This window comes from Streptomyces sp. NPDC051105, assembly GCF_040682795.1.
GTDB lineage: Bacteria > Actinomycetota > Actinomycetes > Streptomycetales > Streptomycetaceae > Streptomyces.
The window spans coordinates 174621-197391 of record NZ_JBFBBR010000016.1 but is presented as its reverse complement, the minus strand read 5'-3'; the positions used below and the strand labels follow the sequence as shown (position 1 = coordinate 197391).

The following is a 22771-nucleotide window of genomic DNA, read 5'->3' as shown; positions in this document are numbered from 1 at the left end:
GCTCGGGGGTGTACCTCTGCTTCAGGAGGGCTGGGAGACCTTCGAAGCATCGGAAGCATCGGAAGCATCGGCCTGCTTCGGCGGCGCGGCCTTGGGCTTGGGCTTCGGCTTGGGCTTCGCCTTGTCGCCGGTGAAGGCCTCGTACTCCTGGAGGACCTCCTCGGTCGGCCCGTCCATGCGCAGCTCACCGCGCTCCAGCCACAGCACCCGCTCGCAGGTGTCACGGATGGACTTGTTGCTGTGGCTGACCAGGAACACCGTGCCCGCGTGCTGGCGCAGCTCGCGGATCCGCTCCTCGGACCGGATCCGGAACTTCGCGTCACCGGTGGCCAGCGCCTCGTCGATGAGCAGGACGTCGTGGTCCTTGGCGGCGGCGATGGAGAACCGCAGCCGGGCGCCCATGCCGGAGGAGTAGGTCCGCATCGGCAGGGTGATGAAGTCGCCCTTCTCGTTGATGCCGGAGAAGTCGACGATCTCCTGGTAGCGCTCCTTGATCTCCTCGCGGGACATGCCCATGGCGAGGCCGCCCAGGTAGACGTTCTTCTCGCCGGTCAGGTCGCCCATGAGGGCCGCGTTGACGCCGAGGAGGGAGGGCTGGCCGTCGGTGTAGATGGCGCCGTTCTCCACCGGGAGCAGTCCGGCTACCGCCTTGAGCAGGGTGGACTTGCCGGAACCGTTGGTGCCGATGAGACCGATCGCCTCGCCCTTGTAGGCGACGAACGAGACGCTCTTGACGGCGTGCACCTTGCGGACGCCGGCCGCCTTCTCGACCTTCTTGCCGCGCAGCATGCGGTTGAGGGCGGCGGTGGCGGAGCCGCGGCCGGCGCCGGTGCCGTTGACCCGGTAGACGATGTCGACACGGTCGGCGATGACGGTGGGGATGCGGGTGTCGCCCCCGCTGCGGGTGTCGCTCACGTTCTCAGCCACGGCCGTACGTCTCCTCAGCCTTCCAGAAGTAGATGAAGCCGCCGACGCCGATGACCAGGGCCCAGCCGGTCGCGATGATCCACACATGCGCCGGCAGCTGGCTGGCGTGGAAGCTGTCGATCAGGGAGAAGCGCATCAGGTCGATGTAGACGGCGGACGGGTTGGCCTTGAGTACCGGGGCCACCCAGCTGGGCAGATCCTTGTGCTGGCCGGTCAGCTTGTCGATGCTCCACATGACGCCGGAGATGTACATCCAGGTGCGCAGCACGAACGGCATCAGCTGGGCGATGTCAGGGGTCTTGGCGCCCCAGCGGGCCATGATCAGCGACATGCCGGTGTTGAAGGTGAACTGCAGGAGCAGCGCCGGGATGGCCAGCAGCCAGGACGCGGCCACCGGAACGCCGAAGCAGAGCAGGATCACGACCAGGGCGGCCATCGAGAACAGCAGCTGCTGGAGCTGCTGGAGGCAGAAGGAGATCGGGAGCGCGGCGCGCGGGAAGTGCAGGGCGCGGACGAGACCGAGGTTGCCGGCGATCGCGCGGGTGCCGGTCATGATCGAGCTCGACGTGAACGTCCAGATGAACACGCCCGTGACCAGGAACGGGATGTAGTCCGGCACGTTCCGCTTGGTGTCGAGCAGGACTCCGAAGATGAAGTAGTACACCGTGGCGTTCAGCAGCGGGGTCATCACCTGCCAGACCTGGCCGAGCTTCGCCTGCGCGTACTGGGCGGTGAGCTTGGCGGTGGCGAACGCGGTGATGAAGTGCCGCCGCGCCCACAGCTGCCGGACGTACGCCGGCAGGGAGGGACGGGCGCCGCTGACCGAGAGTCCGTGCCGGGCGGCGAGAGCCGCGAGGTCGTCCTCGGCCGTGACCGGGGTCGGGGGCGGTGTGTGGAGAACCTGGGTCACATCCGCTGCTTTCACTCGGGGGGGTGGGGGTGCGGCGTCCGGCTGGGCACCGGCCCGTCATCCGGCGTTTCCTTACGCTTCTCTTCACGTTTTCTTACGTCGGGACGGGACCGTATCGTCGCAACGGGAGCGTAGGCCGAGTTGGCGTCGGAACGCAACCGTTTCGTCGTCACGGACTGGTGTGCGCCGTGACACTTCCGAGGTCGGGGCGCGACCGATTCGTTGTGAAGGACGAGTCGGACTCGTGCTCGGTACGGCGGTGAGCTGGGCGTCGTTCAGCGCGGCTCTGTTGCGACGATCGGGTGGTGGGCCTCGTCGGGACGCAACCGTTTCGTCGTTACGCCCCTATGCTGGGAGACATGACGACGAACGCCGAGGAGTCCCAGACGCGTCCGCGCCGACGAGCCCCCGCCGGGGCGGCCGTCCTCCGCGAGGACGTGACCGAGGCCATCCGGGCCGCCGTCTTCGAGGAACTCGCGGCGGTCGGATACGCCCGTATGTCCATCGAGGGCATCGCGCGCCGCGCGGGTGTCGGCAAGACCGCCGTCTACCGCCGCTGGCGCTCCAAGCTGCACCTCGTCCTCGACGTCGTCTCGGCTCTCGCGGTGCTGGGCCTGCCGGTGCCCGACACCGGCTCCCTGGAGGGCGACCTGCGGCTCCTGTACGAGGTCACGTCCCGTGCGCTGCGGCACCCGGTCGCCTCGCAGATCATCCCGGACCTCCAGGCCGAGGCGGCCCGCAACCCGGAGATCGCCGAGGCCATGCAGAAGACGCTCCGCGAGGGTCAGGACGGCGTCGCCAGCAAGATCATCGAGGCGGCCCAGCGGCGCGGCGAACTCGCCGCGAACCTCGACGACGACCTGGCCATGGACTTGATTTCCGGCCCGCTGTACTGGCGTTCGGTGGTGATCCGCACCCCGAAGCTGCCGAAGGGGTATCTGGCGGCGCTGGCCCGCGGCACCACGGAGGCGCTCAAGGCGCTGTGAACCACTCCGCCGGGGATGTCACAGGCGGGGCCGCCGTCTCGTCGTAGAGGGCGCAGGCATCCTCGATCAAGGAGTGGACGATGAACCTCGCCCTGTGGATAGCCGCCGGACTGCTCGCCGCGGTGGCCCTGACCGGTGGGATCAGCAAGACGTTCGTACCCCGGGAGAAGCTGGCCGCGGCCCACGGCGGCGGTTGGACCGGAGACGTGGGCAGCGGCTTCGTCAAGACGCTCGGCGTGCTGGAACTCCTGGCCGCGGCGGGTCTGGTCCTGCCCGCGGTCGTCGGTGTCGCACCGGTACTGGTGCCCGTGACGGCCGCGGCCTGGGTCCTGCTGATGGTCGGTGCGATGATCACCCACGGCCGGCGCGGCGAGACCGCGTTCGTGGCGCTGAACCTGGTCTACCTTGTGCTCGCGCTGGTCGTCGCGGTGGGCCGGGGCGGCCCCGCGTCCTTCTGACCGGCCGGCCCGTTCACGGAAGTCGAAGGGGGAGTGGACATGAACAGGACCGAGGAGTTCCAGGAGCTGCGGCCGCTGCTGTTCTCGATCGCGTACCGGATCCTGGGCAGCGTCAGCGAGGCGGAGGACGCGGTCCAGGAGAGCTGGCTGCGGTTCGAGGGCTCGCCGACGGAGGTCAGGTCACCGAAGGCGTTCCTGTCGGCCGCGGTCACCCGGATCTCGATCGACGTACTGCGCTCCGCCCGCGTCCGGCGCGAGGAGTACGTCGGCCCGTGGTTCCCCGAGCCGCTGCTCGCCGACCCCTACGAGGACCCGGCGCGGTCGGCGGAGCTGGCCGACTCGGTGTCGATGGCGGCCCTGCTGCTCCTGGAGCGGCTCAGTCCGCTGGAGCGAGCCGTCTTCGTGCTGCGCGAGGTGTTCGACTTCGGCTTCCCCGACGTCGCGTCGGCGGTGGGCCGCTCCGAGGCCGCCTGCCGTCAGCTCGCGGTACGGGCCCGGCGCCACATGGCCGAGGGCCGCCCCCGCTTCGAGGCGGACCGGAGGGAACGCGACGAACTGGCGTCACGCTTCTTCGAGGCCCTCCACGAGGGCGACCTGGCCGGCCTCCAGGACCTGCTCGCCGCCGACGTGTCCCTGGTCGGCGACGGCGGCGGCAAGGCCCCGCAGCTGGCCCGGACGGTCACCGGCGCCCAGAACGTGGCCCGCCTCCTCGCGGCCGTCTTCCCGGTGCTGGACCGGGTCGAGGTGAGCTGCGAGCAGCACGAGGTCAACGGCCAGCCGGGCGCGATCTTCCACGACCGCGACGGCAAGGTCCTCCAGGCCTTCTCCCTGGACATCCTCGGCGGCCGGATCCAGGCGATCCGCGTGGTCCTCAACCCCGACAAGCTCGCCCACATGGGCCCGGTGGCGGACGCCTGGGCCATCTCGGAGGAACTCAAGCGAGCCCGTCGACCCGTGGACTGACCATCCCGGGCCCCACCGCCGGACCGCGGAGCCGAGGCACGGCCACACGGCGCCGTTGAACCTCGGCCGCGGGGCCGAAACGCAGACCGGGGGTGCGTTTGCCTCTGGGTGGGGGCTTTGCCGTCGGGCGGTGGGTGTGGGTAGCGGCTGCTGGACCGACCATTCTCGTCCGCACCGCCGCACCGCCGGACCGCCGCACCGCCGCACCGCGGAGCCGCGGAGCCGAGTGGTGCGTTTGCCTCTGGGTGGGGGGCTTTGCCGTCGGGCGGTGGGTGTGGGTAGCGGCTGCTGGACGGATGCCGGGCGGTGGCCGGGGTGGCGGCAAGGGGCCGGGGAGGCAAGCGAGGTCGGGGGCTGCAGGCGGATCCGGGATGGCGAGTGGGGCCGGGGTGGCGGGGGCAAGGGTCAGGTTCGGGTGGCCTCCGGGTGCAGGCGTACCCAGCCCGCCCAGGCTGAGGTGATCATGTCCTGAACGTCGTGTTTGGCCTTCCAGCCCAGTTCTGTGGCGATGCGGTCGGCCGAGGCGACCACGCGGGCCGGGTCGCCGGGGCGGCGCGGGGTGACGGTCGGGGGGCGGTCGTAGCCGGTGACCGCGTTGATGCGGTCGATCATCTCGCGGACCGAGACGCCCTCGCCGCGTCCGATGTTGAGGGTCAGTTCGCGGCCCGGCTCGGCCTGGAGGGCGCGGGCCGCCGCCACATGGGCCTCGGCCAGGTCCACCACGTGGATGTAGTCACGGACACAGGTGCCGTCCGGTGTCGGGTAGTCGTCGCCGAAGACGCGCGGCGGCGCGTCCTCCGTGAGCTTCTCGAAGACCATCGGGACGAGGTTGAAGACGCCCACGTCGGCGAGTTCGGGGCGAGCCGCGCCGGCCACGTTGAAGTAGCGGAGCGAGGCTGTGGAGAGACCTGTGGCCCGGCCCGTCGCCCGGACCAGCCACTCACCCGCCAGTTTCGTCTCGCCGTACGGCGACATCGGCACGCACGGCGTCTCCTCCGTCACCAGCTCGACGTCCGGCATGCCGTAGACCGCCGCGGAGGAGGAGAACACGAAGGACGGGACCCCCGCCTCCGTCACCGCCTGGAGCAGGACGCGCAGGCCTTCCACGTTCTCCCGGTAGTAGTGCAGGGGACGGTCCACCGACTCGCCCACCTGCTTCTTCGCCGCCAGGTGGACGACCCCGGTCACCTCGTGCTCGGCCAGGGCGCGCGCCACCTTCTCGCCGTCCAGCGTGGCGCCCACCACCAGCGGGACCTCCTCCGGCACGCGCTCGGCGACGCCGGTGGACAGGTCGTCGTACACCACCGTCCGCTCGCCCGCCTCGGTCATCGCGCGTACGACATGCGCCCCGATGTAACCGGCGCCGCCGGTGATGAGCCAGGTCATGTATGCCCGTTCCCTCCGTCAGTCGGCCCGTGGTGTTCGTCAGCCGCGGTCGACCTTCAGTGAAGCAGGTGCCGCCGACACCAGCGGACGGCTGAGGTGGCCCCTCGCACCCAAGGAGGCGCGGGCGGTGTCCGCCGGGCGGCGCGTGGCGCGCCACAGGCGGGTCAGGGAGAGGACGGCGGCGGTGGCCAGCAGGCCGTTGCGGGCGAGCATCAGCAGACAGCCGGTCCAGGTGCCGCGCACGACCTCGGCGTAGAACGTGGGGTAGGCGACGGCGCTGAGCGCGGTCGCCGTCACGATCAGCGCGGCGACCGGGCGCTGGGTGGTGTGCCGCGAGGTCAGGCAGACGGCGGCCAGGCCGAGCAGCCAGATCATGTACTGGGGGCTGATCACCCGGCTGGTGACGGTGAAGAGGAGCACCGCGCTCAGCGCCGCGTCGTACGGGGTGGCCTCGGTCCAGTGCCGGGCCCGTACCCGCCACAGCAGCAGGAGCGCGAAGGCGACGACGGTGAGTGCGAGGGAGGCCGTCGCGACCGCGTGCACATGCGGGCCGACCAGCTCCATCGCGCCGTACTGGTAGTGGGTGCCGCCCCGCCAGCCGGCGTGCCGGGCGAGGCTGAGCGCGGTCCCGCCGAGGGACTCGACCTGCACACCCCGGCCGCCCTGCTGACGGAGGAAGGCGAGCGGGTTGCGGAAGGAGAGCAGGAACACGGCGAGGGTCGCGGCCCCGGTCACGGCCGCCCAGCTCCATGCCGTGCGGGTCGGGCGCCCGCGCCCGACACCCAGCAGCACCAGTGCCGGCCACACCTTGACCAGCGCGCCCAGCGCCGCGAGCGCCCCGCACGCGCGCGTGGCGCGACCAAGCGCCAGCAGGGAGAGCACGGCGAAAGCGGTGACCTCCACGTCGTAGCGGGCGAGCGGGAGGTGCAGCAGGAGAGGGAGGGCGCCGGTCCACAGGGCCGCACCCAGCAGCGTGCGCCCGGGGCGCGTGCCCGCGCGCGCGAGCGCTGCCGTGATCAGTGCGTCGGTGGCCAGGGTGAGCGTCACGAACGCCTGGAAGTAGCTCAGCCCAGGCACCAGCCCCGGCGCGAGCAACACCGCGCCGGCGCCCGGCGGGTACTGCCACAACGTGTCGTGCGCCGGGAACGCGCCGTGCGACAGGACGCCGTACCAGTGGAAGTACAGCCGCCACACTTCGCGCGCGACCGCTCCGTGCCCCAGGAGTCGCTCGTTGTTGTGGGCGAGGAGCCACAGCATCGCCGCTCGCGTGGCGAGCCAGACACCGGCGAGGCAGAGGGGGCGCGCGAGGCGCGGCGAGCGCGGGGGGCGTGCGGTGCGCGCGGGGCGCCACAGGCGCGGGAGTCGAACAGGTGGGGCGAACGGGGCGCGTGCGAGCGGGAAGTACGAGCGGTGATTCATCAACCGCGAGCGTAAGCCGCGCGGATGGTGTATCCATGCCGATACGCCGTCAATACCCGGCAAAGGTTGGCTAATCGCAAAAGATCGGGCCGTGGTGAGTATCGGGCCTCTCGTAAAAGCGCATCCGCGGACAACGCGAACGACGACAACCGGCCGGCCGACTCCGTCGAGTCGGCCGAAGCCGTTGGGGGGACCGTCCGACGGGCCGCCGGGCCGTGCGCGCCGTGCCGTCGTCGTGGCCGTCCCGGCCGCGGTGATGCTCGCGGTCGGCCTCTGGGGGCTGCATCGTGGCGGGATGTGGCGCGACGAGGCCGTCACGTACCAGGTCGCCCGGCGCACGGTGCCGCAGATCTGGCGGCTGCTGCACGGCGTGGACGCGGTGCACGGCCTGTACTACCTGCTGATGCACGTCGTCCTCGCCGTCGCGCCGGGCCGGCCGGGCGAGGTCGACCTCCGGCTGCCCTCGGTGTGCGCGGCGGTCGTCACCGCGGGTCTGGTGGCCGTCCTCGGCACCCGCCTGGCCCGGCCGCGCGTCGGCCTGTGGGCCGGACTGATGTACGCGGTCACCCCGCTGGTGGGCCACTACGCGCAGGAGGGCCGCTCCTACGCCCTGGTCGCCGCCGGCGCGACCGGCGCGACCCTGCTGTTCGTACGGGCGGCGGACGAAAGGGAGAGCGAAGGAGAGAAAAGGGAGAGCGAAGGAGAGGCCGGAAGGGAGGCCGGAAGGGAGGCCGGAAGGGAGGCCGGAAGGGGGTGGCGGGTCTGGTGGTGGTACGGCGCCGTCCTCGGAGTCACCTGCTGGCTGCACGAGTTCGCGGTCCTGCTGCTGCTCGCGCACGCGGGAACTCTGGCGCTGGCCCGTTCGTCGGGAAGGGTGTGGCGGGGGTGGGGCTGCGCGGCCGGGGGCGTGGTGCTGTCCTTGCTGCCGATGGTCGTCGTCTCGCAGGCGCAGTCGGCCCAGCTGGCGTGGCTGCGCGAGCCGGACCTGGAGACCGCGCAGGAGTTGCTGCGTCAGTACCTCGGACCGACCGACCGGGTGTACTGGCCATGCCTCGCACTCGGTCTGCTGGGGCTGACCCGGCTGGTGGGCCGGCGCGGCGAGGTGACCCTCGCGGCGGTGGCGCTGCCGCTCGCGGTGCTGCCACCGGTGGCGTTGATGCTGGTCTCGCAGTTCACCCCGCTGTACGTCGACCGGTATGTGCTGTACGCGCTCACCGGGGCGCCTCTGCTGGTGGCGCTCGGCGCGGACCGGGTCGCCGGGGTGCTCGGCCGGCTCTGCTCGCACGTCTCGGCGACCATGCCCAGGTCGCCCGCGCTCACCCTGGCCGGGGTCCTGGCGCTCGTCCTCGCCTTCACCCACCAGGTGCCGCTGCTGCGGCAGGACCGTGTGCCGACCACCCGGCCCGACGATCTCGGCGCGGTCGCTGAGGCGGTGGCGCGTACGTTGCGGCCCGGTGACCCCGTGTTGTACCTGCCGGCCCACGCGCGCGGGACGGAGCTGGCCTATCCCGCCGATTTCAAGGGCACCCGGGACGTCGCCCTGGCCGAACCGGCCTCGGAGTCGGGGACGTTGTACGGCAGCGAGGTCGGGGCGGGGACGCTGCGGCGGCGGCTCGCGGGGGTGGACGAGGTGTGGGCGGTGATGGAGAAGTACGCGCTGGTGAGCGGGTACCGGCCGCGGCTCGCCACGGAGCGCGCCAAACTCGCCGTGCTGAACCAGCAGTTCGTGCTGCGGCAGGAGATGGTGATCGATCGGATCGCGCTGCGACTGTATGTGCGGCCGATTCGGGGTGGGTTGGACTGAGTACCGGCTGCGGGTCGGCGGGGGCTGGTCGCGCCCACGCGGCGGCAGCCGCACCGTCGACACCGCCCCGCGCCCCTGCCGGGTCGCTCAGCGGCGCCCCCTCCTGCGGCGGAGCGCTCAGCGGCGCCCCCTCTTGCGACGGGTCGCTCAGCGGCGCCTCATCCTCCGGCGGGTCGCTCAGCGCGCCCCCTCCTCCGAAGCCGCCGTGTCCAACGCCCCCGTCAACTGGTCCAGGCGTGCCTTCAGATCCCGGATCTCGTCCACGTCGAAGCCGGTCGCGGACATGATCCTGCGCGGTACCTCGAACGCCCGCTCCCGCAGCTCCGCGCCCTGTTCCGTCAGCCGTACCTCCACCGAGCGCTCGTCGCGGGCGCTGCGCTCCCGGTGGACCAGACCCGCCGCCTCCAGGCGCTTGAGCAGGGGTGACAGCGTGCCGGAGTCCAGGCGCAGGTGTTCGCCGAGCTTCTTGACCGGCAGGTCACCCTGTTCCCACAGCACCAGCATCACCAGATATTGCGGGTAGGTGAGCCCGAGGTCCTTGAGGATCACGCGGTAGACGCTGTTGAAGGCGCGGGACGCGGCGTGCAGGGAGAAGCAGATCTGGCGGTCCAGGCGCAGCCATTCTGCTTCGGGGGCGGGGGTAGGGGTCGTCGCGGTCATGGCTCGATCGTACCTCTTGCGAGTCATTTAGTTGTGCGCAATTGAATTGTGTGCTCTACTGTCGTCGTGAGGGCGGCCGGAACGGAGCCGCCGGCACACCGAACTTCGAGAGGGATGGTCTTCCATGGACGCGCTCTACACCGCAGCCGCCACCGCCACCGGCCGGGAGGGACGGGCGGTCAGCTCGGACGGGCAGCTGGACCTCGCGCTGGCGTTCCCGCCGGCTCTCGGCGGCAACGGCCAGGGCACCAACCCCGAGCAGCTCTTCGCCGCCGGTTATGCCGCCTGTTTCGCCAGCGCCCTCGGCGCCATCGGCCGCCAGGCCAAGGTGGACACCGGCGAGATCTCCGTCACCGCCGAGGTCGGCATCGGCAAGGACGAGTCCGACGGCGGCTTCGCGCTCAAGGTCACCCTCCGCGTCGAGCTGCCCGAGGAGCTCTCCAACGAGACCGGCGAGAAGCTCGTCCACCAGGCCCACGACTACTGCCCCTACTCCAAGGCCACCCGGGGCAACATCCCGGTCGAGCTCATCGTCGAGTAGTCAGCCGGGCAGTCGGTCGGGCGGCCACCGGTACGCCCCTCGTCCGGGTGAGCCGCGCGAGTACCTCCCCGGTCCGCCTGCTCCAGTCCACGACCACCGCATCTCCGGGCAGCCGCTCGCGCCGCGTCAGCAGCAGCCAGCGCACCCGGGGGCGGTGGTCGTGGGCGTCGCCCACTTCGACGCCGTATCCGGGGAGCAGGCGTACGGCGTAGTAGGCGTCCGTGACCACCGGTTCCCCGGGGCCGATGTGCCGGGCCGCCCAGTCGTACCACGGCCGGCGCGGCGGCTGGACGAAGCCGACCGGGTCCAGTGAGCGCGGTACGACCGCCCCGGCCTGCGCGGTCAGAAAGCCCAGGCAGGTCCCGCCGGCACGGCCCAGCCCAGCATCCGCCGCCGGACCGGCCAGGGCCGCTCCGCCGCCAGCTCCACCGCGAGCGCGCACTGCGGCGCCAGAAGGGCGGGACCGACCACCCGCCGAAGCCCCCGAAGCCCTGTCCGGCCTCGCAGCACGGCGGCACCCGCCAGTACGCCAGGGTCATCACCAGCCAGAACAGCAGGCCGGAGACCGGTAGGGGGGTGAGTCTCCGGGTGCGGCCGCCGCGCAGAGCGGGGGAGCCGCGCACGGCGCGCCGGACCAGGGCGCCGGTGCTCACCGGAGAGAACGGACAGGGCGGACCATTTGCCGAGTGTTCCCGCGGGGCCGGTACCTTCCCGGCGGCTTCGCCGCCCGTCACCTCATCGACTGAGCCTCCGGCGGCCTCCCGCCGCTCACGTCATCGAGTGAGCCTCCGGCGGCCCCCCGGCCGCTCACGTCATCGAGTGAGTCTCCGACAGGCCCCCCGCTCACCTCATCGACTGACCCCTGCACGGGAACCGGGATGACCCGGTCCACCAGTGGCTCAAGGAGCAACGGCACCCCCACCACCGGCAGCAGCCAGGCCAGCACGATCAGCCGGTCGCCGCCGATGGTGATGTCCGGATGCCCGGCCTGGGTCAGGAACCCGGTGCCCGCGGCCGCCAGCAGGAAGATCCCGAAGGCCGGGCGCCGCCGCACTCCCCAGACCCCGGCCGCCAGCGCCGCCAGGAACAGCGGCGCCAGCAGCTGCCGGCGCAGCCACTCCACCCAGAAGTCCCACTCCAGATGGAGGAACTCCGGCCAGGGCCGGACCCGGTCCGGGTGGGTGTAGTGGTCGGTCAGCAGGTCCTGCATGCTCTCCGCCTCGGAGGGATAGCGCAGCAGCCGGGCCAGGAGCAGGGTGCCGACGGCCGCCGCGCAGCCCGCCGCGGCGATCGCCACCACCCCGCGCCCGGGCGCCCGGCCGCGCCGTCGCCGCCCCAGGGCGACCGCCGCTCCCGCCCCGGCCAGGCACCCCCCGAGGAACAGCGCCTGTGCGTGCTTCACGGCGAACAGCGCGAGCAGCGCGCCCGCCACCAGCGCCGCTCCCGCCCGCGCCCGCCCGGTGAGGGCCAGCGCACAGCCCCACACCGCCGTCAGGGTCAGCGCCAGCATCAGACCCTCGGTCATCGGCCGCATCGCGGTCGTACCCACCGGCAGGACGTAGTACAGGGCCTGCCCGGTCAGCGCGAGCGGCACCGGTACCGACAGCGTCCGCAGGACCAGGAAGGCCAGCGCCCCGCCCACGGCCGTGACCAGCACACTCGCCAGCCACACTCCCCAGGTCACCCCGAACACGGTGACGAACGGCAGCAGGAACACCGGATATCCGGGCCGCACCTCGAAGATCGCCCGCAGCCGGGGACCCACGAAGGGCACGATGTGCCCGTCCGTCTGCCCGGCCGCCAACCGACGCTCCACGCGCCGCAGTTCACCCTCCCGGCACTCCGCGAAGACCCGCCCCGCCGGGCTCGGCGCATGGAAGTGGAGCACGTTCACCCTCTGTGCGCGCGCCGCCGCCGACGCCCGGCCGGCGCACGCCCAGTCGACCGTCCGGGCCGCCGCCTCCCGCTGATCCGCCCCGCCCAGGGCCAGCGCGTAGGACACGTAGTTCGCGGAGTCGGGGGTGTCCCGGGCGGTGACGTTGGCGAGTTGCAGCACCGCGAACACGGCGGCCAGGGCCAGCACCCAGGTGCGCGGTCTCACGTCGACGCCAGCAGATCGTGACCCGGGGCCGGTTCCGGCACCCGCGCGGCGGCGGCCGGCATCGACTCGCCGAGCAGCAGCGTCCGTACGACCCGCTCGGCGGCCCTTCCGTCGTCGAACTCGCAGAAACGGGACCGGAAGTCGGCCCGCAGCCGGGCCGACTCCTCGTCCCGCCAGCCGCCCGAGGCGAACAGCCAGGCCAACTCCCGGTAGGAGTAGGAAACATGGCCCGGCGCCTCGGCGGTGATGTCGAGATAGGCGCCCCGGCTCGCGGTGCAGGCGGCCCAGTCGTCGGCATGCACGACGATCGGCCGGTCCAGGTTGGCGTAGTCGAACATGACGGAGGAGTAGTCGGTGACCAGGACGTCCGCCGCCAGCAGCACCTGCTCCCCGTGCGGTTCGCCGGTCGCGTCGACCACGATCCCGCGCCGGTGCAGCTCGGCCAGGCCCATCCCGCGCGCCGGACCGGTCGCCAGCGTCGGGTGCAGCCGGACCACCAGGGTGTGGCCCGCGCCGAGGTCGGCGGCGAAGCGGGCCAGGTCGATCCGCTCGGCATGACCGCCCCGGACGTAGTCCCGGCGGGTGGGGGCGTAGAGCACGACCGTGTGGTCGGCCGGAATGCCGTACCGTGCCCGGAAGTCCGAGGGACCGCCCGCGACCAGCACGTCGTTGCGCGGGCTGCCCGTGCGGGCCGACGCGAAGTGGCAGGGGTAGGCCCGCTCCCACACCAGTTCGGAGTGGAGGTTGGCGACCAGACTGTGGTCCCAGCGGTCGGCCCGGCGCAGCATCTGCGGCACGTCGAGGCCGAGCCGGGCGCCGGGCTTGCCCAGCAGGTCGGCGCCCCGGTACTTGAGCGGGGTGCCCCGATGGGTGTGGATGTGCACGCTGCCCGGCCGCTTGACCAGCGCTCCGGGCCAGTTGACGTCGTTCACGAGGAACTTCGCGCGGGCCGTGAGCCGCCGGTACTCCGGGGAGTCCAGCAGTACGTGCTCCACGTCGGCGGGCAGCCCCGCCGCCACCTCCGCGTCCCTCACCACCCAGACGCCACGCAGCTCCGGTGCGATCTCCCGGGCCTTGCGGTAGACGGCCGCCGGGTCGCCCAGCAGGCCCCGGTGCGAGGACGCCGAGTACATGACCAGCCGCTCGTCCAGCGCGCGGTGGCCGCCCAGCCCGGTCAGCGCGTGCCGGGCCCGGGTCCCCACCGCCCGCCGTACCCGCAGCGCCTGCCGTCCGCTTTCCCGGCCGATCCGCCCGGCCTGCTGCCGCAGCCGGTACGACGCGTACGAGCCGCCCAGCACCCCGAGGTCGGCGCCCTCCGGCCGGTACGCCCGGTACAGCTCCGCCGTACGCCGGAAGAACTCGCCCTTGGCCGCGGGCGGCAGCCGGTCCGGTTTGGCGAGGATGTCCAGGCAGTGCTCGCCCATCTTCCGGTGCAGATACGGCCGCCAACCCGCCAGCTGCGGGCGCGAGTCGACGTACTCGAACACCCTCCGGTACTGGTCGTGTACGTCGAAGTGCTTGCGGCTGGTGGAGGAGAGGATGTTGCCCTGGCGGCGCTGGCGGTAGTTCAGGCAGATCCGGTCGAGGGTGGCGATCCGGCCGGCGCCGAGCAGGACCGGGAAGGTCCAGGGGGTGTCCTCGTAGTAGCCCGGCGGGAACCGGAAGCCGTTCTCCTCGACGAAGTCACGCCGGTAGGCCTTGTTCCACACCACCATCAACAGATCGAGGATCTCCGGGTGTTCGGCCGCGGTGAAGACGCCGTCGGTCGAACTCAGTACCTCCGCGAGGGCGTTGCGCCGGGTGCCGCCCCACCAGTAGGTGCGGGCGTAGTCGAAGACCAGCACGTCCGGGTCGCCGGTCTCCGTGAGCCGGTCGGCGATCGCGCGCAGCGCGCCCGGGGTGAGGGTGTCGTCGCTGTCGAGGAAGAGCAGGAAGTCGCCGGTGGCGTGGGGGAGTCCGGCGTTGCGGGCGTGGCCGAGGCCGACGTTCTCGGGCAGATGCAGAACCCGCACACGCGGGTCGCGGGCCGCGTACTCATCGAGGATCGCGCCGCTGCCGTCCGGGGAGCGGTCGTCGACGGCGATCACCTCGATGTCGTGGAAGGACTGCTCCAGGACCGAGTCGAGGCACTCGCGCAGAAAGCCCTGCACCTTGAAACAGGGCACGATCAGACTGAATCGGGGCACGGTCAGCTCCTCGCGAAGGCGGTGGCGGCCGGGGCGGGCAGGCGTTCCGCGAACGGGATCAGCGGCGGGAGCGCCTCCGGCGGCTGGCCGAGGAACACCCGGCGTACGACGCGTTCGGCGGCCAGGCCGTCGTCGAACTGGCAGAAACGGGCCCGGAACCGGGCCCGCAGCCGTTTGGACTCCGGGCCCCGGTAGGTGCCCTCGCGGAAGATCCGGGCCAGTTCCTCCGGGGTGTGGGCGACCGGGCCCGGCGGCTCGGCCATCAGGTCGAAGTAGACGCCCCGGGTCTGCCGGTAGACCTCCCAGTCGTCGGCGTAGACGACGATCGGCCGGTCCAGGTTGGCGTAGTCGAACATGATGGAGGAGTAGTCGGTGATCAACGCGTCCGCCGCGAGACACACGTCCTCGGCGGAGCGGTGCGCGGTGACGTCGATGACCCGGCCGGCGCTCGCGAGGGCTCCCCGGTCGTAGAAGTAGTGGGCGCGCAGGAGGACGACGACGTTCTCGCCGGCCGCCTCGCAGAACGCCGCCAGGTCCAGGCCGGCCTCGAAGCCGGTGTGGTGGTCGCGGTGGGTGGGGGCGTACAGCACGGCCGTCCTGCCGTCCGGGACGCCCAGGCTGCGGCGGGCCCGGACCACGTCGTGGCCGGACGCCGTGTAGTAGACGTCGTTGCGCGGATAGCCGTACTCCAGCGCCTCGTACGAGCCGGGGAAGGCGCGCTCCCAGGTCTCGGTCGAGTGCCGGTTCGCCGAGAGGTTGAAGTCCCAGCGGTCCACACGGCCGAGCAGCTTGGTGAAGCTGCCGGTCCGCGCGGCGACCACGGGGTACGTCGACTGGTCGAGGCCCATCTTCTTCAGCGGGGTGCCGTGCTGTGTCTGCAGATGCACGCTGCCGGGCCGCTTGACGACACCCTCGGCGAAGTTGGCGTTGTTGACCAGGTACTTGGCGCGGGCCAGCACCTGCCAGTAGCGGCGGCTGCCGATCACCGCGTACTCGACACCCTCGGGCACGGTGTGTTCCTGGCCGGCCTCGACCAGGAACACCGAGCGCAGCCACGGGGCGAGTTGGCTCGCCGTGGCGTGGATCGCGGCCGGGTTGCAGGCGTAACCGCGTCCCCAGTAGGCGCAGTACACGGCGAGGTTCTCGTCGAGCGGGCGGCGCAGGTCGAGGGCGTAACGCAGCCGGGTGAGCGGCAGCCGCGGGCGGGGCAGCCGCCCGGCCGCCCGGACCGCCGCCCGGTTGGCCCCGCGCAGCGCCCGGAACGCGGTGTACGCGCCCGCCGCGAGGAGCCGGTGCTGCACTCCGAGACTCCCGCCCGGCATCCGGAACCCGGCCGGGCGGTACGTGCGGTGCAGCCACCCCGCCCGCCGGAAGAACGCCCGGTGCCCGGACGGCAGCCGCTGCGGGCGGGCGGCCGTCCTCAGCACGGCTTCGAAGAGCTGCTCGAACAGCGGCCGCGCCCGCTCGCCCGGGAGCCCCGCCGTCAACGCCCGTGCCAGCACCAGCTCCACCTGGTCGAGGAGTTCGTGCTGATGCGCACCCGGCAGGTTCAGCCGGCTGCCCTGCCGGCGCAGCCGGTGCCGTACGACCACCGAACGCAGCACCGCGACACGGTCGGCGGCGATACCGGTCAGGCCGCCCCAGCCGACGTCCGTGAAGTGGCCGTCGGGGAAACGCAGCCGACGGTCGGTGAGGAAGGTGCGGCGATGGGCCGCGCTCCACGCCGGCAGCGTCACACCGGTCAGCGCGGGCGCCTCGTCCGGGGCGAAGGCGCCCCGCGGAGCGCCGGCCAGCAGCGGCGCCGCCGGGTTGGCCGGCTCACCCTCCCACCAGGGCGCCCGCTCGTGCTCGAAGTACAGCACGTCCACGTCACCGGTCTCGGCCAGCCGTGCCGCCAGCCGCGCCAGCGCGCCCGGGACCAGGACGTCGTCGCCGTCGAGGAACAGCAGATACGTGCCCCGGGCCGCCCGCATCCCGGTGTTGCGGGCCCCGCTCAGCCCTGCGGACGGCGGTGAGTGCACCGGGGACACCCGGGGGTCCCGCTCGGCGTATCCGGCGGCGACCGCGGCGGCCGGGGCGTCCGGCGCGTCGCAGACCGGGATCAGCTCCAGGTCGCCGAAGGACTGGGCGAGGACCGAGTCCAGCGCCTGGGACAGCCGGCCGGCGACCCCGTGGGACGGGACGATGATGCTGAAGCGGGGCATGCTGCTCTTTCTCAGGTGTCCATGCGGCCCGGCCTTCCCACGGGTCGCCAGGTGGACGGCCGCGACGGAGTGGGCCGCGAGGGGGTGGGGGGCATGAAGGAACTCCCTGGAAGGCAAACGCCGGTCAGCGGCTCTCGGTGACGGGCAGGTGGCCAGAAGGTTGCGGAACGGTGGCGAGCGGGGAGTGGGCGAGCCCCGACGCCGCCGACGGCACGGGGTGCCGCTCATTCAGCGGGATGAACTCCGGCAGCCCGGCCGGCTCGCCGAGCACCACATGCCGTACGACCCGTTCGGCGGCGCGTCCGTCGTCGTACCGGCAGAACCGCTCGCGGAACGCGGCGCGCAACTGCGCGGAGCGGGAGCCGCGCCAGTGGCCGCTGGCGAAGATGTCGATCAGCTCGTCCTCGCTGCGGGCGACCGCGCCGGGCGGGCTGGAGCGCAGGTCGAAGTAGGTGCCGCGGGCCGCGTGGTAGGCGTCCCAGTCCTCGGTGTGCACGACGATCGGGCGGTCCAGGTTGGCGTAGTCGAACATGATCGACGAGTAGTCGGTGACCAGCGCGTCCGAGGCGAGACAGAGGGACTCCACGCTCGGGTGGTCGCTGACGTCGATCACCCGTCCGCCGGCCGCGAGCGGGCCGCCGTGCCAGTAGTGGGCGCGGGCCAGGATCACGAAGCGCGGGCCGAGCCGGCGCACGATCCGGTCCAGGTCGAGCGTGGGGCGCTGGGTGCGGCGGTAGTCGCGGTGGGTGGGCGCGTACAGCAGCGCGACCGTGCCCTCGGGGACGCCGAGCGACTCGCGGATCCGGGTCACGTCGGCGGAGGTGGCCTGCTGGAAGACGTCGTTGCGCGGGTAGCCGTATTCGAGGGTGGTGTAGCCGCCGGGGTAGACGCGCTCCCAGGTCAGGGTGGTGTGGCGGTTGGCGGACAGGAGGTAGTCCCACTTGTCGACGCCCCGCAGGAGCTCCTCGAAGTCCATGTCGGCGGCGGCCGCCGGGTGTTCCTGGAGGTCGAGGCCCATGTGCTTGAGCGGGGTGCCGTGCTGGGTCTGCACGAACACCTGGCCGGGGCGCTTCTTCAGCCGCCGGTCGAAGTTGACGTTGTTGACCAGGTACTTGGAGCGGGCCAGCGCGGTCCAGTAGCCGAAGGTGCCCGGGCGCAGCCGGCGCGGGCCCGGCGGGACGGTGTGCTGGTGCTCGGGGCGGGCGATCCAGGAGGTGCGGATGTGCGGGGCGTGGTTGCGGAACGCCGCCTCCAGCGCGCCCGGGTTGCAGCCGTGGCCGCGGTTCCAGTAGGCGGCGAAGACCGCGCGGTCGGCGCGCAGCGGCAGCCGCAGCTGAACGCGGTAGTGCAGCTGGAGGAGGGCCGAGCGCAGGCCCCGGAGGGACTTGACGCCGGCCTTGAGCGTGCGGCGGCCCCCGGACCGTGCCAGCTGGAGGGCGCGGTAGGTGCGGTGCAGACCGTAGTGGACGAGGCCGTGCCGGAGCCGGGTGCGCAGGGGGACCGGCGTGCCCTCGGCCCGGTAACGGCGGTAGTGGGCGCGGGCCCTGCGCAGGAACTCGGCGCGGGTGCCGCGGGGCAGCCGCTCCCGCCTGGTGAACACCGTCGAGAAGTGGTCGATCATCCGCCGGAACAGCACCGGCCGCCAGCGGGCCAGTTCGGGCCGCTCCTCGAGGAACGCGAAGACCCGGTCGTACTGTTCGAAGATGTCGAAGTGGCTGCGGCTCGCGGTGCCGAGGATGCTGCCCTGCCGCCGCTGCCGGTAGTGCACGCAGACCCGGTCCAGGGTCGCGATCGTCCCGGCGGTCATCAGGACCGGGTAGGTCCAGGGGGTGTCCTCGTAGTAGCCGGGCGGGAAGGCGAAGTCGTGCTCCGCCACGAACTCCCGGCGGTACGCCTTGTTCCACGCCACCATGAGAACGCGCAGGAGGCCCGGCCGGTCCTCCAGGCGGAAGGGTGCCGGGCCCTCTTCGGTCAGCTGGAACGCGACCTTGTTGCGCTCCGCCCGGCCCGTCCAGTAGGTCCGCGCGTAGTCGTACACCAGCACGTCCGGCTCGCCGGTCTCCTTGATCCGGTCGGCGATCGCCCGCAGCGCATCCGGGGTGAGGGTGTCGTCGCTGTCCAGGAAGAGCAGGTAGTCGCCGCGCGCCTGCTCCATCCCGGCGTTGCGGGCACCGCCCAGCCCCTGGTTCTCCGGCAGATGGACGGGCCGTACGCGCGCGTCGCGGGCCGCGTACTCGTCGATGATCGTGCCGCAGGCGTCCGGCGAGCGGTCGTCGACGGCGATCAGTTCGAGATCGGGATACGACTGCGAGAGCACCGAGTCCAGGCACTCGGGCAGATACGCCTGGACCTTGTACGCGGGGACAATGACACTGAACCTGGGCAAGGGACATCCATGGGTCGGTCGGCGCGGGCGTTCTGCCCGGGAACGGCCAATGGAGTGATTTGGTTACGGTTCCCTACGTCATGTGGGTTACGTTCCGTGCTGCGCTTTCCGGGGGACACCCCCCGATTCCCGGCGAAGGGCGAGCCGATGGCCGACTCGCCCCTCTCGGAAGTGACGTGTGCGGTTATTTGACCGCGCCGGCCATCACCCCCGTCACGAACTGCCGCTGGAACGCGAAGAACACCGCCAGCGGGATCACCATCGAGATGAACGCGCCGGGGGCCAGGACGTCGACGTTGTTGCCGAACTGGCGGACCTGGGTCTGGAGCGCCACCGTGATCGGCTGGGTGCCCGACTTGGTGAACACCAGCGCGACCAGCATGTCGTTCCACACCCACAGGAACTGGAAGATGCCCAGACTCGCGATCGCCGGCCCGCCGAGCGGCATCACCACCCGGGTGAACAGGCGCAGTTCACCGGCGCCGTCGAGACGGGCCGCCTCCAGCAGCTCCCGTGGGATCTCCGCGAAGAAGTTCCGCAGCAGGAACACCGCGAACGGCAGGCCGAAGCCGACATGGAAGAGGACCACCCCGAGGATCGTCCCGAACAGGCCTATCTTTCCGAAGAGTTCGGCGATCGGGATCAGCGCGACCTGGACGGGGACCACCAGCAGACTGACCACGATCAGGAACCACCAGTCCCGGCCGGGGAACTCCATCCACGCGAACGCGTAGCCTGCCAGCGCCCCGATGATCACGACCAGGACCGTCGCCGGGACGGTGATCAGGACGGTGTTCCACAGCGAGTTGGTGATGTCGCTGTTCTCCAGAAGGTTCTGGTAGCTGTCGAAGGTGAGCTGGGACGGCTTGGCGAACACGTTCCACCAGCCGCTCGCGCTCATGTCCTCCGGGGAACGCAGGGAGGAGGCGAGCAGCCCGATCGTCGGCACCAGCCAGAACAGGGCGACGACGATCAGGAAGACGCGGACCAGACCACCGTTGATCTTCTCCAGCAGCCAGCTCATCGCCGCTCCTCCCGTCGCAGCCGACGCACGTTGAACCACATCACCGGGATCACGAGGAGCAGCAGGAACACCGCGATCGCGCTCGCGATGCCCGGCTGGTCCTCCGCGAAGCCCTTGCGGTACAGCTCCAGGGCGAGCACGTTCGCGTCGTCCTGCGAGGAGCCCGGCGCGATGATGTACACGAGGTCGAAGACCTTCAGCACGTTGATCATCAGGGTGACGGTGACCACCGCGAGGACCGGCGCGAGCAGCGGCACGGTGACCTTGCGGAACACCTGCCACTCGGTCGCCCCGTCGACCCGGGCCGCCTCGAGGAGTTCCCGGGGGACACCGGCCAGTCCGGCCGCGATCAGCACCATCGCGAAGCCCGCCCACATCCAGATGTACGACCCGATGATGGCCGGCGTGACCAGGGACGGGCCGAGCCACTCGACGCCGTTGTAGGGCTGCTTGAAGTTGCTCGCCGGGAGCCTGAGCCGGGCTCCGTCGGCAGCGGCGGGAAGGGTGAAGGTGCCGTCGGCGGCGGCCTCGGCCGAGGCCACCACCTTGCCGTCCTTCACCGCCTCGATGCGCATCCCGGCGTAGCCGACCTCGGACGGGTCGGGGGCGCCGAGCCTGCCGACGCCTTTGCCGCGGGTGAAGTCCTGCCAGGTGGTGCCGGTGATCTTCCCGGGGTCGGGCCGCGCCGCCACGGCCTTCTTCGCGCCGTCGGGCATCTGGTCCGGGGCGACGCCGACCAGGGGGAGGGCGACGGTCTGCCCGGTCTGGACGGTGGCCGTGGTGACGAAGCCGCCCTGGTCCGGCTTCAGGGGCGACTCGCGGCCCGGGTGGGCATTCGGGAACGCGGAGGACTGGGCGAAGGTGTCGTGGATGCCCACCCAGACCGCGTTGGCGACGCCCTTGTCCGGATCCTGGTCGTAGACGAGACGGAAGATGATCCCGGCGGCCAGCATCGAGATCGCCATCGGCATGAAGACGACCAGCTTGAACGCCGTGCCCCAGCGGATCCGTTCGGTCAGCACCGCGAAGATCAGACCGAGGGCGGTGGAGACCGTCGGCGCGAACACCACCCAGATGATGTTGTTCTTCAGGGCGGTGCGGATGCCGTCGTCCGTGAAGATCGCCTTGTAGTTGTCGAAGCCGGCGAAACCGTCGCCGTTCGCGTTGTAGAAGCTGCGGATCAGCGAGTACCCGATCGGGTAGACCACGAGCGCGCCGAGCAGCACCAGGGCGGGCAGGAGAAAGAGGAACGCCACCGTCCTGCGGGTGCCGGTCACGCTCTTGCGGCGGCCCGGTGGAGCGGGGGCCGTGGTCGCGGGTGCGGCCATCGCCGGGTCAGCTTCCGCTGCCGTAGGCGGCCGCCGCGTCCTTCTCCAGCTTCGCCTGGGTGCCCGCGACGTCCTTCGGGTTCTTCAGGAAGTCCTGGAGGTCCTTCCACTCGCCCTTGCCCGGGGTACCGCCGAACGCCTGCGGGGCCTGGTCGGACATGTCGAAGCGGAAGTCGTCACCGGACGCGATCAGGGACTTGGCGATGGTGCGCTGCACCTCGTTCGGGTACGCCGAGTTCGGCACGCTCTTGTTCGGCGAGAGGTAGCCGCCGAGCTTCGCCTGGATCGTCGCCGCGTCCGGGGAGGCCAGGAAGGTCGCGAGGGCCTGGGCCCCCTTGGAGTCCTTGAAGATGACGGCCGCGTCACCGCCGGAGACCACGGGCGCGGCGGAGCCGACCGCCGGGAACGGGAACACCTTGGCGTCCGTGCCCACCTTCGCCTTGGTCTGACCGATGTTGACCTGCACGAAGTCGCCCTCGTAGACCATCGCCGACTTCGGCTGGTCGCCGCCCGTGAAGGTCTGGGTGACCGAGGTGGTGAACTCCGTCTGCAGCGCGCCGTTCTGGCCGCCCGCCAGATAGTTCTTGTTGCCCCAGATCTCGGCGAGCGTGGTCAGCGCCTGCTTCACCGACGGGTCGGTCCACTTGATCTTGTGCTGGGTCAGCTGGTCGTACTTCTCCGGGCCCGCCTGGGAGAGATACACGTTCTCGAACCAGTCGGTCAGCGGCCAGCCGTCCGCGCCGGCCACCGAGAACGGGGTGACACCCGAGTCGTACACCGCCTGCGAGGTGGTCAGCAGGTCCTTCCAGGTCTTGGGCTCCTGGGCGCCCGCGTTCTCGAAGACCGGGGTGTTGTACCAGATCAGCGACTTGTTGGCGGCCTTGTAGTAGACGCCGTACTGCTTGCCGCCAACCTTGCCGATGTCCTGCCAGCCCTGCGAGTAGTTCTTCTGCACTTCCTTGAGCGCGTCCGCGCCGAGCGGCTTCGCCCAGCCCTTCTGCACGGCCTGCTTGATCGCGCCGGGCTGCGGCAGCAGCGCGATGTCCGGCGGCTGACCGCCCGCGATCTTCGACCCGAGGAAGTTGATGATCGGATCCTGGGCGGGCACGAAGGTGACCTTCGCACCGGTGCGCTTCTCGAACTCCGCGAGCACCTGCTTGAAGTTCTTCTGCTCCTGCCCGGTCCAGACGGCGGCCACCTCGAGCGTGGTGCCGTCCAGTTTGGGGAGGGTGAGGGTGGAACCGGACGTACTGGCGCTGCTCTCCGAGCCGTTGTCGTCCTTCTTGTCGTCGCTGCCTCCGCACGCGGTGAGCGCGAGGGCTCCCGCGAGGAGTGCCGCGACGGTGGTGGCGGCCCTGCCTGTCCGGATGGGGTTGCTCATGGCGCGCATCACTTCCCCGTTCGTCGTTCCTCGTTGAACGTCAGAACTCTGTCCCGTGCGCACCGGTCTACGCGGGGGCCGCCTGTGCGGCAAGGGTGCGTACAGGT

18 protein-coding genes are annotated in these 22771 nt (G+C 71.6%); 5 read left to right on the top strand and 13 right to left on the bottom strand.

The annotated features are described in order from the left end of the window. Positions 1–21: 21 nt before the first annotated feature. Both AB0N16_RS33100 and AB0N16_RS33095 read right to left on the bottom strand, forming a co-directional pair. Positions 22–927: an ABC transporter ATP-binding protein gene (locus tag AB0N16_RS33100; protein ID WP_365803166.1), complete on the bottom strand. Its 906-nt coding sequence runs from the start codon at positions 925–927 to the stop codon at positions 22–24. Further along, entirely contained in the window at positions 920–1837 is a 918-nt protein-coding gene (locus tag AB0N16_RS33095; protein WP_365803164.1) for an ABC transporter permease, read from the bottom strand. The genes AB0N16_RS33100 and AB0N16_RS33095 overlap by 8 nt, the downstream gene beginning before the upstream one ends. A 359-nt stretch (positions 1838–2196) precedes the next feature. On the opposite strand from AB0N16_RS33095, the gene AB0N16_RS33090 reads away from it, so the two are divergent. The 3 genes from AB0N16_RS33090 (at position 2197) to AB0N16_RS33080 (ending at position 4244) form a co-directional block, all read left to right on the top strand. Next, positions 2197–2823, top strand: a complete 627-nt coding sequence (locus tag AB0N16_RS33090) for a TetR/AcrR family transcriptional regulator (protein ID WP_351701481.1) — start codon at positions 2197–2199, stop codon at positions 2821–2823. An 80-nt stretch (positions 2824–2903) separates the two neighbouring features. Next, entirely contained in the window at positions 2904–3281 is a 378-nt protein-coding gene (locus tag AB0N16_RS33085; RefSeq protein WP_365803161.1) for a DoxX family protein, read from the top strand. Between the two features lie 39 nt (positions 3282–3320). Beyond that, the gene (locus AB0N16_RS33080; protein WP_365803159.1) at positions 3321–4244 is read left to right on the top strand and encodes an RNA polymerase sigma-70 factor; all 924 of its coding nucleotides are present in this window, start codon (positions 3321–3323) and stop codon (positions 4242–4244) included. 405 nt (positions 4245–4649) lie between these two features. On the opposite strand, the gene galE is transcribed toward AB0N16_RS33080, so the two are convergent. Both galE and AB0N16_RS33070 read right to left on the bottom strand, forming a co-directional pair. Further along, complete coding sequence (gene galE, locus AB0N16_RS33075) at positions 4650–5630, bottom strand: UDP-glucose 4-epimerase GalE (RefSeq protein ID WP_365803157.1); 981 nt, start codon at positions 5628–5630, stop codon at positions 4650–4652. 39 nt (positions 5631–5669) lie between these two features. Continuing rightward, positions 5670–6887 carry a glycosyltransferase 87 family protein gene (locus AB0N16_RS33070; RefSeq protein ID WP_365803219.1) on the bottom strand — a complete coding sequence of 406 codons (1218 nt, stop codon included), beginning with the start codon at positions 6885–6887 and terminating at the stop codon, positions 5670–5672. A gap of 397 nt (positions 6888–7284) precedes the next feature. Here AB0N16_RS33070 and AB0N16_RS33065 point away from each other — a divergent pair, with 397 nt between their 5' ends. Continuing rightward, positions 7285–8853, top strand: a complete 1569-nt coding sequence (locus AB0N16_RS33065; protein WP_365803155.1) for a glycosyltransferase family 39 protein — start codon at positions 7285–7287, stop codon at positions 8851–8853. A 177-nt stretch (positions 8854–9030) separates the two neighbouring features. On the opposite strand, the gene AB0N16_RS33060 is transcribed toward AB0N16_RS33065, so the two are convergent. Continuing rightward, positions 9031–9513: a MarR family transcriptional regulator gene (locus tag AB0N16_RS33060; RefSeq protein WP_360489531.1), complete on the bottom strand. Its 483-nt coding sequence runs from the start codon at positions 9511–9513 to the stop codon at positions 9031–9033. 124 nt (positions 9514–9637) lie between these two features. Here AB0N16_RS33060 and AB0N16_RS33055 point away from each other — a divergent pair, with 124 nt between their 5' ends. After that, positions 9638–10054: an organic hydroperoxide resistance protein gene (locus tag AB0N16_RS33055; protein WP_351746699.1), complete on the top strand. Its 417-nt coding sequence runs from the start codon at positions 9638–9640 to the stop codon at positions 10052–10054. Here the strand turns inward: AB0N16_RS33055 and AB0N16_RS33050 are convergent. From AB0N16_RS33050 to AB0N16_RS33015, 8 genes are all read right to left on the bottom strand, one after another. Then, entirely contained in the window at positions 10041–10496 is a 456-nt protein-coding gene (locus AB0N16_RS33050) for a hypothetical protein (RefSeq protein WP_365803153.1), read from the bottom strand. The two genes, AB0N16_RS33055 and AB0N16_RS33050, sit on opposite strands and share 14 nt — an antisense overlap. Before the next feature lie 288 nt (positions 10497–10784). Next, the gene (locus AB0N16_RS33045; RefSeq protein WP_365803151.1) at positions 10785–12155 is read right to left on the bottom strand and encodes a hypothetical protein; all 1371 of its coding nucleotides are present in this window, start codon (positions 12153–12155) and stop codon (positions 10785–10787) included. Next, complete coding sequence (locus tag AB0N16_RS33040; protein ID WP_365803149.1) at positions 12152–14341, bottom strand: CDP-glycerol glycerophosphotransferase family protein; 2190 nt, start codon at positions 14339–14341, stop codon at positions 12152–12154. Before AB0N16_RS33040 ends, AB0N16_RS33045 begins: the two co-directional genes overlap by 4 nt. Positions 14342–14343: 2 nt before the next feature. Continuing rightward, positions 14344–16545, bottom strand: a complete 2202-nt coding sequence (locus AB0N16_RS33035; protein ID WP_365803147.1) for a bifunctional glycosyltransferase family 2 protein/CDP-glycerol:glycerophosphate glycerophosphotransferase — start codon at positions 16543–16545, stop codon at positions 14344–14346. 124 nt (positions 16546–16669) lie between these two features. Further along, positions 16670–18931 (bottom strand): bifunctional glycosyltransferase family 2 protein/CDP-glycerol:glycerophosphate glycerophosphotransferase, encoded by a 2262-nt coding sequence (locus tag AB0N16_RS33030; protein WP_365803145.1) that lies wholly within the window; start codon positions 18929–18931, stop codon positions 16670–16672. Positions 18932–19115: 184 nt separating this feature from the next. Beyond that, positions 19116–19955 carry a carbohydrate ABC transporter permease gene (locus tag AB0N16_RS33025; RefSeq protein WP_365803143.1) on the bottom strand — a complete coding sequence of 280 codons (840 nt, stop codon included), beginning with the start codon at positions 19953–19955 and terminating at the stop codon, positions 19116–19118. Further along, positions 19952–21283 (bottom strand): sugar ABC transporter permease, encoded by a 1332-nt coding sequence (locus tag AB0N16_RS33020; RefSeq protein ID WP_365803141.1) that lies wholly within the window; start codon positions 21281–21283, stop codon positions 19952–19954. The genes AB0N16_RS33025 and AB0N16_RS33020 overlap by 4 nt, the downstream gene beginning before the upstream one ends. A 7-nt stretch (positions 21284–21290) precedes the next feature. Further along, positions 21291–22673 carry an ABC transporter substrate-binding protein gene (locus AB0N16_RS33015; RefSeq protein ID WP_365803139.1) on the bottom strand — a complete coding sequence of 461 codons (1383 nt, stop codon included), beginning with the start codon at positions 22671–22673 and terminating at the stop codon, positions 21291–21293. Between the last annotated feature and the right edge of the window lie 98 nt (positions 22674–22771).

Coding starts and splice junctions, on each gene's coding strand:
- AB0N16_RS33070 (WP_365803219.1), bottom strand. CDS start 6,887: ATGCTGTGGCTCCTCGCCCACAACAACGAGCGACTCCTGGGGCACGGA.
- AB0N16_RS33015 (WP_365803139.1), bottom strand. CDS start 22,673: ATGCGCGCCATGAGCAACCCCATCCGGACAGGCAGGGCCGCCACCACC.
- galE (WP_365803157.1), bottom strand. CDS start 5,630: ATGACCTGGCTCATCACCGGCGGCGCCGGTTACATCGGGGCGCATGTC.
- AB0N16_RS33085 (WP_365803161.1), top strand. CDS start 2,904: ATGAACCTCGCCCTGTGGATAGCCGCCGGACTGCTCGCCGCGGTGGCC.
- AB0N16_RS33060 (WP_360489531.1), bottom strand. CDS start 9,513: ATGACCGCGACGACCCCTACCCCCGCCCCCGAAGCAGAATGGCTGCGC.
- AB0N16_RS33025 (WP_365803143.1), bottom strand. CDS start 19,955: ATGAGCTGGCTGCTGGAGAAGATCAACGGTGGTCTGGTCCGCGTCTTC.
- AB0N16_RS33055 (WP_351746699.1), top strand. CDS start 9,638: ATGGACGCGCTCTACACCGCAGCCGCCACCGCCACCGGCCGGGAGGGA.
- AB0N16_RS33080 (WP_365803159.1), top strand. CDS start 3,321: ATGAACAGGACCGAGGAGTTCCAGGAGCTGCGGCCGCTGCTGTTCTCG.
- AB0N16_RS33090 (WP_351701481.1), top strand. CDS start 2,197: ATGACGACGAACGCCGAGGAGTCCCAGACGCGTCCGCGCCGACGAGCC.
- AB0N16_RS33035 (WP_365803147.1), bottom strand. CDS start 16,545: ATGCCCCGCTTCAGCATCATCGTCCCGTCCCACGGGGTCGCCGGCCGG.
- AB0N16_RS33020 (WP_365803141.1), bottom strand. CDS start 21,283: ATGGCCGCACCCGCGACCACGGCCCCCGCTCCACCGGGCCGCCGCAAG.